12 protein-coding genes and 1 pseudogene are annotated in these 12817 nt (G+C 30.6%); 1 reads left to right on the top strand and 12 read right to left on the bottom strand.

The window, feature by feature from the left end; translation table 11 throughout:
- Entirely contained in the window at positions 1-1101 is a 1101-nt protein-coding gene (locus tag CLOPA_RS07305; protein ID WP_015614798.1) for an MFS transporter, read from the top strand.
- A 213-nt stretch (positions 1102-1314) separates the two neighbouring features.
- On the opposite strand, the gene CLOPA_RS07300 is transcribed toward CLOPA_RS07305, so the two are convergent.
- The 12 genes and pseudogenes from CLOPA_RS07300 to CLOPA_RS26445 all read right to left on the bottom strand — a co-directional run.
- Entirely contained in the window at positions 1315-1761 is a 447-nt protein-coding gene (locus CLOPA_RS07300; RefSeq protein ID WP_041710830.1) for an aminoacyl-tRNA deacylase, read from the bottom strand.
- Positions 1762-1805: 44 nt separating this feature from the next.
- A complete protein-coding gene (locus CLOPA_RS07295; protein WP_015614796.1) occupies positions 1806-2108 on the bottom strand; it encodes a chorismate mutase in 303 nt (100 codons plus the stop codon).
- Positions 2109-2137: 29 nt separating this feature from the next.
- Positions 2138-4324 (bottom strand): anthranilate synthase component I, encoded by a 2187-nt coding sequence (locus CLOPA_RS07290; protein ID WP_015614795.1) that lies wholly within the window; start codon positions 4322-4324, stop codon positions 2138-2140.
- 656 nt (positions 4325-4980) lie between these two features.
- The gene (locus tag CLOPA_RS07285) at positions 4981-5460 is read right to left on the bottom strand and encodes a cupin domain-containing protein (protein ID WP_015614794.1); all 480 of its coding nucleotides are present in this window, start codon (positions 5458-5460) and stop codon (positions 4981-4983) included.
- A gap of 142 nt (positions 5461-5602) precedes the next feature.
- Positions 5603-6898, bottom strand: coding sequence for a group II intron reverse transcriptase/maturase (gene ltrA, locus CLOPA_RS07280; protein WP_015614793.1), 1296 nt, complete (start codon positions 6896-6898; stop codon positions 5603-5605).
- A gap of 496 nt (positions 6899-7394) precedes the next feature.
- On the bottom strand, positions 7395-8555 hold the full coding sequence (locus CLOPA_RS07275) for a helix-turn-helix domain-containing protein (protein WP_242834280.1): 1161 nt from the start codon (positions 8553-8555) through the stop codon (positions 7395-7397).
- A gap of 311 nt (positions 8556-8866) precedes the next feature.
- On the bottom strand, positions 8867-9379 hold the full coding sequence (locus CLOPA_RS07270) for a GrpB family protein (RefSeq protein WP_015614791.1): 513 nt from the start codon (positions 9377-9379) through the stop codon (positions 8867-8869).
- 166 nt (positions 9380-9545) lie between these two features.
- Entirely contained in the window at positions 9546-9770 is a 225-nt protein-coding gene (locus CLOPA_RS07265) for a hypothetical protein (RefSeq protein WP_015614790.1), read from the bottom strand.
- Between the two features lie 92 nt (positions 9771-9862).
- Positions 9863-10300, bottom strand: a complete 438-nt coding sequence (locus CLOPA_RS07260) for an NUDIX hydrolase (protein ID WP_015614789.1) — start codon at positions 10298-10300, stop codon at positions 9863-9865.
- A 48-nt stretch (positions 10301-10348) separates the two neighbouring features.
- Complete coding sequence (locus CLOPA_RS07255; RefSeq protein ID WP_015614788.1) at positions 10349-10819, bottom strand: GNAT family N-acetyltransferase; 471 nt, start codon at positions 10817-10819, stop codon at positions 10349-10351.
- Positions 10820-10942: 123 nt separating this feature from the next.
- Positions 10943-11698 carry a 3-oxoacyl-[acyl-carrier-protein] reductase gene (gene fabG / locus CLOPA_RS07250; RefSeq protein WP_015614787.1) on the bottom strand — a complete coding sequence of 252 codons (756 nt, stop codon included), beginning with the start codon at positions 11696-11698 and terminating at the stop codon, positions 10943-10945.
- Between the two features lie 550 nt (positions 11699-12248).
- A pseudogene (locus tag CLOPA_RS26445) lies at positions 12249-12594 on the bottom strand (DUF3427 domain-containing protein); the annotation flags it as partial.
- Positions 12595-12817: the final 223 nt, after the last annotated feature.

Below are 12817 nucleotides of genomic sequence, written 5' to 3'. Positions count from 1 at the left end.
TTGGAAGAAAAAATAAATATTAAACCTATAGTATTCGTATTATTTATGACTATTTTTATAATTGGCGCAGATACATTTATAATATCACCTTTAGTTCCTACAATTAGTAAATACTTTAGTGTTAATGCTTCTGAAGCAGGTCTTTTAGTTACAGCATATTCTATAGGATATGCTATTTTTGCATTTATTTTTGGTCCGATATCTGATAAGATTGGAAGAAGATTTTTACTAATAGTTGGATTGATATGTTTTTCAGTATTTGCCATATTATGTGGTTTTGTAAATAATTTTAAAGTACTGTTTTTACTCCGTATACTATCAGGTGCATCAGCATCTGCTGCATTAGCTGTAAGTCAGTTATTAGGTGTTCCTATCGGAGCTTTTATTGCAGGTGCTGGTGGATGGAGATCATCATTTTTTGCACTTGGAATTACTTTAGCTATTATATATTTCCCTAAAATTGGAACCAAAGCTATCAATGGTAATGCGATGTCATCTCAACTTCTAACTTCTTTAAAAAGTGTATTATTAAATAAGCATGCACTTTCAGGTTTATTTGTTACATTATTTTTAATGTTTGGAAGTTTTGGGATGTATTCATTTCTTGGTGTATGGCTTTCAAACTCATTTAGATTAACAGTAAATGCCATAGGAAGTGTTATTATTTTTGTTGGTGTTGGAAATTTAATAGGAAATTTGGCTGGTGGATTTTTAGCTGATACTTTTGGGAAGAAGAGAGTTGCTATCGTGGGTATGCTTAGTTTAAGTATACTTTTAATATTACTCCCTTATACAAATCATAATTTTATATTAGCTATGGGCTGTATTTTATTATGGTTTATAAGTGCAGGGATATCATTATCTTCTTTAAATTCTTTAATAGTTGGACTGGTACCATCTTTAAGAGGAACCATGATGTCCTTAAATAGTTCTTTTATGTATATAGGTACTACTATTGGAGTTGCTTTTAATGGTATTATTTTAAATGATTTTGGATTTCATAGTGTTGGATTATCAAGTGAAATTTCTGTAATAATTTCTTTAATATTAGTTTCAATACTTGTTTCATTAAAAAAAGATAAAGCTGCAACTGCAGATTAAAAGGATCTGGATTTGCACCTCCTTTTAATTCGCAGTAGATGAAAAGTCCGTATTAATTTATATAGTAATCATACCTTTAACTAAACATTATTTCCATATTTTATCGATACCATAAAAAAGATATAGCTCTAAGAACTATATCTAAATTAACAATGAAAATATATCAATGATTATTGATATATATATTAAACTTATTTGATATCATATAAGTTTTTAATCTAATATTGCAATGACTTTATTTAATTTTAATAAGATATTTGGATCAACTTTTAAAGTTGTATTCTTTTCTCCCAAACCACCACAAACAAAAGAAAATTTTAAAAGTCTTTTATCTACTATATATGGCAATGGTATTCCAAACATCGGCACATTTCCCACTGAAAACCCTGTTATCAACTTAACTTCATCTTTAGTTGCCATTCTAACATTTTTACAATTTAGCAAATGTTTTACTTCTTTAAAATCCACATGACCTCTTCCACCCGAAATAATCAACACATAAAACCCTACATTAGTATATATTATCAATGTTGGTGCTATTTGAGCAATATCAATTTTAAAATAATCAGCACCTTCTTTTGCTGTATGAATAGGTATATCATTATGAATCAATTCAAATGAAAAATTATTTTTTTCCAAGATATCTTTTATATTTTCCATATACATTTTCTATCCTTTACTATATTTTCATTATATAAATCTAGTTATTTAACCTCTTTTTTATTTATTTGACTATGCTCTTCTATTTCAAGGTTAATAAAAGAATTTATCATATTACGATAAACTATCTCTACTATATTTGGGCTTACATTATTTTTTTCTGCAAGCCTACTTACTTTTTCAATAACCATTTCTACTCGTCTTGGTGCTTTTACATCTTCTGTATCTTTTTTGAATTTAGCTGCTTGCTTCACATAATAACTTCTTTCAGAAATCAATTTAACTATTTGATTGTCAATTCTGTCTATATTTTCTCTCACTTCATTTAGATCTCTACAATTATTCACTTTTGATTCCCCTTACATAGATATATTTCTTATTTTACTGTGTAAAAATTAAATAACTCCTCAAAAACATTATTTAATAATTTTATTCCTGAATTACCTGCAGCAGTTAATATTGATTCTGGATGGAATTGCACAGCAATTATAGGCAACTGCTTATGTTGAATACCCATTGCTATACCCTCTTCATCTTTTGCAATTATATTAAATGAATCTGGAATATTGTCACAATAAATCGAATGATATAGTCCAGCTTGTAAATTTTCTCCTATATCACTCCATACATTAAATGATAAGTCATTTTTAACATTAAGCTTCTTACCATGTCTAGGATAATTAAGCTGTTTTAATTTTCCACCAAAATACTCTATCAATCCCTGCATCCCTAGGCATACTCCAAATATAGGTATTTTTTTATTCAAACATAATTTTATTGTATTTGATAAATTAAATCTTTTAGGTCTTCCCGGTCCTGGTGATAATACAACTGCATCAAAACTATCTTCTTTTAATACATTTTCAGCCAAATCATATCTTAAAGTTACTGTATGAGCTCCTAATTGTTTAATATAACTAGCTAATGTGTTAACAAAGGAATCTTCATGATCTACAATCAATATTTTCTTATTTTTACATACATTAAAATCAACTTCACGTTTTTCATTATCTTTTATTAAACTTTCTTTGCGATTTAAACTTTCCAGTAACGCTGCTGCCTTTGTGTAAGTTTCCTCTTCTTCCTCATTAGGCTGTGAATGGATTAATAGCGTAGCTCCAACCCTTACCTGTGCAATGTTATTCTTAATTCTTATAGTTCTAAGGGTTAATCCTGTATTCATATCACCATTGAATAAAATATAACCAACAGCACCTCCATACCATTCTCTTGGTGCTTTTTCCTGCTCCTCAATCCATTCTATGGCAGCTCTTTTAGGCGATCCTGTTATTGTAACTGCCCACATATGAGTTAAAAAAGCATCTATACAATCATATTCATCATTAAGATATCCTTCTACATGGTCTACAGTATGAATTAAATGTGAGTACATTTCTATTTGACGTCTACCAATTACCTTTACAGAACCTGGTATACATATTCTGGATTTATCATTACGATCCACATCTGTACACATAGTCAACTCTTCTTCATCTTTATTGGAATTGATTAATTTTTTAATTTGCTCTGAATCGTCAATTGCATTCTTTCCTCTTTTTGTAGTTCCAGATATAGGACATGTCTCCACTCTGTTTTTTTCAACTCTTACATACATTTCTGGAGAACTTCCCACCAAAAATTTATCTCCCAAATTAATAAAAAAACCATATGGACTTGGATTAATTTCTCTCAAGTTATAAAATATTTCATCAGCAGTCATATTAATTTCTTTTGATAATAAATGGGAAGGAACAACTTCAAATAGATCACCTTTTCTAAATGAATCTAAAGCCTTGCTTACTATACTTGCGTATTCTCCTAATTTAGAACTTTCGTTATTAAAATTTTCACATTGTTGTATTTTATTATTATTTAATCTTTCTATCCTTTTTAAACCTTCTGTACTACCTTTAGCTGTTGTAAATTCATAACTTAAAACATATCCATCTTTTGACTCATTATCTACTACAGTCAGCCTATCTGGTAAATACAGAACTAAATCTTGCTGCTTATCTGATCTCTCTTTTTTTAGTTCAATTTCTGGTTCAAATTGAAATACTAAATCATATCCAAATGCTCCATATAGTCCAAGATTACTATCTTCTTTTGATTCAAATATATCTTTTATCTTTCTAATAATTAAAAATACTGATACTTGTTTACTTCTATCCTCTTCGCAAAAAAATTCATTAGCTTCTTGAACTATTCCCTCAATATGTTCTTTACTTTCCACACATATTTCCACTTCTTTAATTTCTTTTAATTTACAGGCTATTATATCTAGTAATAAATCACCTCTTTTATTAAGTGAATTAATAGTAAATTTCCTTTGAAAACATCTAAGTTCTAAGCAGGGGTTTGTAAAAGCAAATTCCCATCTTGAATATCTATTTGGGTACTCATAATCACTTGCAAAAATTGCTCCTTTATTGTGAACCAACTTTTTAGAAATTTTAGCTATAGAATCATCATCCTTTAAGGATTCTTTTGTTCTAATAACCTTAATACCTCCTTTTGTAATATATTCAGATTTACAATTAGTATTTTCAGTGAAGTTATACAAATCTTTTCCTCCTCATTACTTAATATTATAAAATTTATGATTTAATATATTAAAATAAAAAAGTCACTTCATCCTAAAATGGGACGAAGTGACCGTGGTGCCAACCATATTAAATTTATATCATAAGTAGTACAGCAATATTAAAAACTTTTCAGAACAATGCATTACTAAATTAAAATGTAATAATGTAAAAAACACTTCGTCCTTTAAAGGACGAAGTGTTAAACTCCGCTATGCCACCTAAATATAAACATTTCTTTATCAGGTACAGATTTAACTCGATACCCCGTCTTTTTAACGGTAGACCACCGTTTACTGCTACTATCATTTCACATCACATCTCAGAGATCCATTCAACATAAGCTACAGTATTTGGCTTACACTATTCCAAACTCGCTTTAACTAAATTCTTACATTTACTACTTCTCGTCATCAATTTTTTCTATTATTTAGATAATATACTTAATTTTATAAGCTGTCAATACAAATTTTATTTAAATAGATTACTATTTAATTAAAATCTCTTTCATTTCTTCGTACTATTAGAAAAATGTGCATTAAATAAATCACACATTATGCTCATTTTATTCAGTCAGACAAATTGGAATTCGTCACGGGCGCTGTCAGATGTGTTTTAAGTTATTTTATTTCTCAATTCAAATATCATCTTCATCTTCATACAGACCAATTGTGCTGGACTTTCGTAAAACTCCTGTATAGTTTTCACCGAAGATTCCAATTTTATCTTTACCCGGATAATAGGTAATATCGAGAGGTACATAGGTGTCAAAATCAATATAAATCAGATCTTCGGTAGAGGAACTATTTATCAATTTGTGCGTACCTTCAATACCTGAAGGAAAGAATACTATATCTCCTGCCTTAACCTCGCGCTCCCCATCTTTGATTAATAATCTACCCGTACCCGATATTATATAAAAGGTTTCTTCACTGTATTCGTGATAATGCAAGGGAAAGGCAGCTTTCTTAGGTGGAATACGTAAAAACGCAACATTAGACTTAAAACCTTCTTCACCTTTAATAAATTTGTGGCGACAAAATTGATAATTATTACCTGAGATACTATTTTGCTGCTCGATATCGGCCATTCTAGAGATCTTAACTTTCTTGTCCATAAAAAACATCATCCTTTCAATTACTATTCATATTGCTCAACCTTAGTCGAGTAGACTTACACCTCACAATATAAGCCCCTCACAGAATCCGTACGTGCGGCTTTCCCGCATACGGCTCCTCATAATAACGTTCACAGCACAGCTAAAACAACTTAAAATATATCTTTGGTTTCGCTAGTGGATAATATTTCAGCATTTCTATATATCCATCCCAGCTGTAGCTTTTCTTATCACTTCGCCTATTCAGTGACTTACATAGAAATTGCTGTACTCTATGCAAAAAGTTTGTTATCATCTTGCCGTTGAAGGATACACCATAGTACCTATAATGTCCAACCAGCTTAAGATTCAATGCCTTTATCATTTCTTTAACCAGCATAGTTCTATTATCGTATAGCCACTTTTTAGTATCCTTCAGCTTTTGTCTAAATTTCTTTCTACTTGTTTGTAACATGACACATGGATATCCTCTGCGACTTTTCCCACAGAAAAATGTAAATCCTAAGAAATCGAATGTTTCTGGTTTACCTTCTCCCCTTGCTTTCCGGTTTTCTTCTGCAAATTTACCAAACTCCAGTAATCTACTTTTACTATCTTCCATCTCTAGATTGAATTTTCCCATTCTTTTCTTGAGTTCACCGTAGTATTTCTCAGCTTCCCATTTGTACTGGAATCCTGCTATAAAATCATCTGCATAAACTGTCAAAAAGCTATCTCCCTTTGTTTCTTTTGTAATAACAATCTTATACCACAACATTAGAACGTTATGCATATAAATATTTGCTATTATTGGGCTTATGATATTCCCTTGAGCAGAACCATCTGTACTTTCTTCAAATACGCCCTCAGTTATTACCCCAGCTTTCAAGTATTTATTAATCAGCCATAGGAGATTTGGGTCTTTTATGTATACTCCCAAAAATTTCATTATCCATTCATGACTCATGTGGTTAAAGAAGCCTTTGATGTCCGAATCAACAATGTAGTTTATCTTTCCATGATACATTCCGTTATAAACTTCCTTGATAGCATCATGACAACCTCGTCTCGGTCTGAAACCATGCATATTTCTCAAAAATCTTGGTTCATAGATTGCTTCCAGTATCTTCTTTACTGCTAGTTGCACCATCTTATCTTCATAGGATGCAATTCCTAATGGTCGCATTTTTCCATTACCTTTCGGTATGAATACTCTTAATGATGGTAAAGGTTTGTATGACTTATTCTTTAACCGTTTTACTAAATTAGATATATTTTCTTCTAGATTTACTTCGTATTTTGTTTTTGTAACTCTATCAATGCCTACTGCCTTATTTCCATCTAGTTCTTTGTGGCACTGTCTTAGCATACCATCATTAATATGATGATATAGCGAAGTAAATTCTGGCTTTCGAGTCTTTGCTGATATTTCTGCTATTCTTTCTAATTTTGTTTCCATCATTTCTCCTGTCCCTGAGTACAGATGATGTGTCCTCAGAAAGATTGTTATTATGTAATCCCCTTCCCTCCACTGGCATTACCCAGTTTCAGCGGTACTATGAGACTATCCGACTGCCTGTCGTTCATTTGACATTCTCCGTTTTATTGTTGTCTGTCATACTTATTACTAAGAAACGGCAGGCTCTCCCCAGTTGATAATTAACCACAATGTAAAGCATGATTGGCCCTTTGACCCCGCAGTGCCACATAGTTCTTACCATTACGACCTATGTGATTTTGCTTTCCGCACCAATTAAGACGTCAGCCCTCTGATATACAAAATTTCGAGGCTCAATAGCTTTCAACCCTACTTTCTCGCTGTCTACGCTTAGCTCCCATCATTACTGATGACAACTCAAGACTCGCTACTGCTGGTTGGTTAGACCTTGCTCAGACAGGATTCCCACCTGCTAGGTTAGTTACCCTTTGCTGGGCGCACAATTGGAATTTAGCTCTCAACATTTGGTTCGATACTCTTCGATCAACTGTTGAAATTCTGCATTCGAATGGAGGAACATATATTTAGGACTATTTTTAAGCTCAGAAAGCAACGCTAGTCGCACTTGTTTTCCTAAGTTCTCCTGTTTTTCTTTTATTACCTCTTCTTTTACTGCTTTTGCTGTTTTCAATTTTACTGCGATATGACGGTACAGAGAGGATTTACTAACGTCCCACGGTGTAAAAGTTGCCGAAAAATAAGATTTCAAAAGTGAAATACTGTCCTCAACATTTTTTTGTAAGATAGCAACGTGGAGTGGTATGGCAAGGGCTTGCATATCCCCAAGTCCAAACAACTTTATGACCTTCTGAGAAAGTTCCGCCAAATGAGAAGCATTTTGGCTGTCTCCTTCTTTCATCTCAATTTCAGCCAAACTCATTAAAATCATCTGCACTTCATTGGCTACATTGAGTAATTTACGTTCTAGTAGCCTAGCGGCTTCATCAAGTTTGTCTTGTTTGATGAAAAGTCTAGCTTGAAGATCTGTTTTATCTAAAGTAGTTCTTTCTGGCAATAAGTCTAACATTTCCTGTGCTTTCTCATATTCCATACGAGCAAGATATTTACAAACCAGCATATAAATTGCTTTATCCCTAACTTGATCATTATCGCTTTTAGCAGCACGCTCATACAAGGCTGTAATTTGTTTTTCATAGGATTCTTTATCGTCAATGCTTGCTCCATACATTAGCAAAGCACCGTCCAAAAGTAATGCAATTGAATGGATAAGCATATCACAGTTTGGATATTCCCGTATTTTTTTGATACTCATAGTAAAGCCGTCCTCAAAACCATTTGTACTAATTGTAGCTCCTACTTCATTGCTAAAGTGACCTATTTCTTGTTCTGTTAACCCTTCATTAAAACAAAGCAACGTATTCAAATCAACTTTGAGTAACCGTGCAAGTGCGGGTAACAAAGAAATATCGGGGTAAGTATACCCTTTTTCCCACTTGTTAACGGCAGGAGTAGACACACCAAGATAATCCCCAATTTGCTCTTGAGTTAATCCAATTTCTTTCCTTTTTTCTTGAATAATTATATTCATCGGCATTTTATCATCTCCAAACATGGTACTAAAGAAACGTTTCTTTGAGTATATTTTATCTAATTTCATCCACTTCTACAATTGAACATTTATTAAAGATAAAGGAATAAAATTAACCATAAGTTAATTTTTAGAATGTAGCACTTTTCAAAAACATGGCTTCAACAAAATATAAGGTTGAATGATGTTAAATGTACCAACATATAGCACCACACAGACTTGATTTCAATCCTTCACCAAATTGTCATTTATTATTCTGTTGTTAAACTTGCTCGTCAAATTACTATTTGCTTGTGTATTATTTAAATAATCTTTACTTCGCATTTTTTTACTATTGCATCTTATAAGAAAGTTGCGTACAAATTAAGTAAAAATAACGCTCATAATCCACATTTTTTATAAATTTCAGTAATAAAAGGACTTTTAGTTTCTATGTAGCTATCGATATCTGTTGGATACTTTATTGCTGCTTGTAATTTAATTACACTATATCTTTCCCTATCTTCTTTATGTGTTCTCAAATAATCTCGAAAAGCAATGTGCCTTTTTAACTCCTGAGAATCTCGTGGACAAACATATAAGTGATGAGTCATAAATCCATGCTTTTCATTATATCTAAAAGCTTCTCTATCTTTTATTCCTAAGTCTCCTTCATGATAATAGCCTAAATTTTTTAAACGAGATTTAACATCTTCAAATTTATCATAGTTTTCAATAATGACATCTATATCTATAATTGGCTTAGCGGATAACCCCTCTATAGAAGTGCTTCCTACATGCTCAATTGCAAGAATACTGTCTTCAAGTGCTTTTTCTAAATAGAATTTTATTTTTTCAAATTCATCATTCCATTTAGAATCATATGGAACAACAATGACTTTTTTTGTTTTCATTGGTCAGCACCAAGACCTTTAAAAATATTCTTAACATTTTCTTCTATAAGCATAACTTATCACCATCCATGTTATTGAAACTCTAAGTATACACATTAGTTACGTCATATTTTACTATGTTACATTACTCAATTGAAATTTTTAGAATATTCAGAATTATAAATATCTACCCCATCCAAGATATTATTTCTAATATTGCTGAAATTAAATCTTTTTTAATCTTATTAATATCAGTTTCAGGACCACTAAACTCTAAATTTTGTAAGTTATTTTTTATTTTTTTAATTGTACTCTTTTTCGTACTATCCTCATCAAATCTATTTTCTAACTCTTCAAGTTTTATTAATAATAATTCTTCTTCACTTTTATCATCTTTATTTGAAAAACTCATTAATTATATTCCTCCAGGTCTAACTTCTTAAAATTTTAAAACACATTATCTTACGATTACTCTCTTTAAGAATGCTCTATAGTAACATATAATTACACCCTTTTAAGATATCCTAATACTTTCTCATGTAAAAATGGTTGAATTAAAGGATAAGTTAAATTATCTGGTATCTTATCAAATAATTTAATTTCATTTATCTCAAAATCAGGAAGTTTTTCTAATGTTTCTACTTGTGAATAAAATAGCTGTCCAAAAGATTCAGTGTAATCCGTAGTTTCGTCGCTATCTACGGAATAAATACATACTGGAGTTAGGTTAAACTTTTTTGCTCCTGTTTCTTCAAATAATTCTCTTGAAGCTGTAGAATCTATAGTTTCATTTTGCTCTCTATGTCCACCAGGAATTTCCCAAGTATTTCTCTTTTTGTGCTTTACATAAATCCACTGTCCATTATATTTTGACATTACTACAGCAAATAATAATTTACTATCTTCTATTGTATTCAATCTATAAAAGTTTACTTTTAACATGTAATTTAGAAGCTCCTTATTTAATTTACAATGTAATAAAATTGTGAGCTAATAATATTTATTTACCTGCTCTAAAATTACTTTTCTTTTGTAAAAACCATACATTTTATAAAATTCCAATACATTTTCGTTACCTTCTACTACTCCTATTATTTTTGTTTTTACTTGGTTACCATTCAACCATTCTAATGCTCTTTTCATTAATTTATCTCCTAGACCATAGTGACGATATTCTTTTTCAATAAAAAGAGAGTCAATTTCTCCAATTAAGTCCTTATTTGATGTACTGATACAATAACCAATATATAAGTCTTTCCCCTTATCCTTAATTAAATCTATATTAACCCCTAAATTTTTATCATTAATAAACTTATTTTTTCTAACTTCAAATTTAAAATTTCTGAACTTATCAGAAAAATAATTTGAGCTGATTTTATGATGTTTATTTAATTTTTCCCATAAAGGTTGCACCAAATCAAGTAATTCCCTACTTCCATTAATAAATTCAAAATTGTCCATATAATATCCTCCTAAAAATTATGTTACGTCAAAATCTACGATTATTCAAATATTTTAAATCTTTCATTGATGAATAATATTTTAAAAGTTATTATTAACTTTCCTTATGCACATAATATTAAATTAATACATTACCATTCCACCATCAACATTTATAACTTGACCTGTAATATATTGGGACATATTTGAAACAAGAAACAAAACTGCATTTGCTACAGATTCTGGACTACCATATGTTTTCATTGGAATTTTGCACAATATTTCTTGGCTTATTTTATCAGAAAGTTTTGATGTCATATCGGTAGAAATATATCCAGGCGCAACAGCATTTACAGTTATTCCTCGATCTGCTAATTCTCTAGCAACTGTTTTTGTAAAACCTATAAGTCCAGCTTTAGATGCAGAATAATTCGCTTGTCCAACGTTGCCTGTTACTCCTACTACACTTGTTATATTTACTATACTACCCGATTTCTGTTTTAGCATATGTTTAGAGACGAATTTAGTACAATTAAATGCTCCTGTAAGATTTATATTAAGCACTTTATTCCAGTTCTCTTTTTTCATCATCATCATTATACCATCACTTGTGATACCCGCATTGTTTACTAAAATATCTATTCTCTTAGATTTATCAATTATACATTTTACAACTTCTTTTGTTGATTCTTCTGAACTTACATCATGTTTCAAGCTCAAAGTTTCAATATTGTAAGCTAATGATATTTCATTTGCTACTCGGTTTGCTCTATCTTCATTAGTACCAGTTACAACTACTTTTACCTTTTCTTCTGCTAACTTCTCTGCAATAGCTCTACCAAGCCCTCGAGTACCTCCAGTTATTAGAGCTATTTTATTACTCAAACCTAAATCAGACATATCTGACCTCCTTATTTTGTATGATCAATTTACTTTTATTTCGCCCAATCCTAATAGTCTGTATTAATTATATATAGATAATACCACAAAATTGATTAAATGGTAAATTATAATAATTAAAAATTTTACTATCAAATTATATTCTTCTAAAATCCTCTATAACTGTTGATCTTACTAAATTTATAAGCTACCCTTCTAAAAGAATCTAAATGTATCTATAACTTTTGTGGGAAAACAAAAATACAAGCAAATTCACATTATCCGTGAGCTGGCTTGTATCAAGGCTTTGGTGCACCCAGGGGGACTCGAACTCCCGGCCTTCAGATTTGTTTTAATAGTCTTTTATTTTTCTGCACCTTTCTATAAATGTTGATATTACTAGCTTTACTTACTTCTACTTTCTAAACAAAACTATAGCTATCTAAAACTTTTGTGGGAAAAGTGTGGGAAAACTTGAATCAGCCTATTGGTTGAATAAGCTAACTTTTATATCCTAAATATTAAGTCTAAAATATTTTTATTATAAATTTCATATACATTTAGTCACATTAATATATATATAAGGTGAAGTTAATCCACTATATAATTTATGCTCTCTTACAAATAAGCCTATCTTGTTGCCTGTATTCAAATAATTAATATATCTTTGTCCTGTAGGACTATCCTGTGAAGTACTGCTTTGACTTTGCCAGTGAAATAGTCTTTCATTATATGGCATAGTCCTCATAAAGTGTTGAAAGAGAAAAGTCATTTTCAGATTTATTTAGAGTTATAAAAAATACATCTGTTTTTCTATCACTAAAATATTTTGCTCCTTCTCTAAAGGAAGGATTTTTATTTTCATTAAAAAATTCAAATGCAGCCATTATCTGGTCCGTAGAATAGCTGCAATATAATCTAGGCTGCATAGTAAGTCATTCCAGTAAAACAATTATTATTATAATAGTCAATTTCCCTATTACTCTTCATAGGAAAACTTTTTCTTATACGTATTACTTCATTTTATATATGATCATGCAAAAAAAATGCATATATAAAAAAACTTATACGCATCTTTTTCTTCAATTATTCAATTATCATATTTTATTGAAATCTTTTTAATATTCTTAGCCTCACTTC

The sequence above is a fragment of the Clostridium pasteurianum BC1 genome (assembly GCF_000389635.1).
Lineage (GTDB): Bacteria > Bacillota > Clostridia > Clostridiales > Clostridiaceae > Clostridium_I > Clostridium_I pasteurianum_A.
Note: the sequence above shows the minus strand (reverse complement) of the source record. Positions and strands in the feature narration are given on the sequence as shown.